General features: G+C 50.1%; 1 protein-coding gene. It reads left to right on the top strand.

Annotated elements, in window-relative coordinates; genetic code table 11:
- Positions 1-473: TnsD family Tn7-like transposition protein (locus AC066S_RS39195; protein WP_200847309.1), on the top strand; the 473-nt coding region annotated here is incomplete at both ends.

Raw genomic sequence — 473 nt, 5'->3', positions numbered from 1 at the left:
ACTTACGTCTCGGCGTGACCGGTGGATGGGAGTGTTAAAAACGCCTGGCGTTGAGGGAATCTCTAAAGCAAGGTCTCTGGGCTTTTCTGACTATGCTTGGCTCTATCGACATGATCGTAGTTGGCTACTTACTTCCAATGCGCAATATCGCAAATCGGTGAGCAAGCGTGGTACGGTGAATTGGCCGGCCCGAGATCAGGAACTCTGCTCGAAAGTTCTCACTAGGATGATCTTGCTATTAAGGGCTGAACCACCCATGCGAATCTCAGTAGCTCGGCTTTGCTCAGGGCTGGGGCAATCTTCTCAATGGCGCCGCGACAAACTACCCCACTTTAAGGCGCTCTTGTCACGTTTTTCGGAGACACCTGAGTCGTTCAGAATTCGGCGGGTTAACTTCGCAATCGATTCTTTAGTGCAACGAGAGTCCGACATTAAATTATGGAAAATTCAGCGTGCTGCAGGCCTTCGTATAT

The organism is Bradyrhizobium sp. CFUWI (assembly GCF_056429085.1).
Note: the sequence above shows the minus strand (reverse complement) of the source record. Positions and strands in the feature narration are given on the sequence as shown.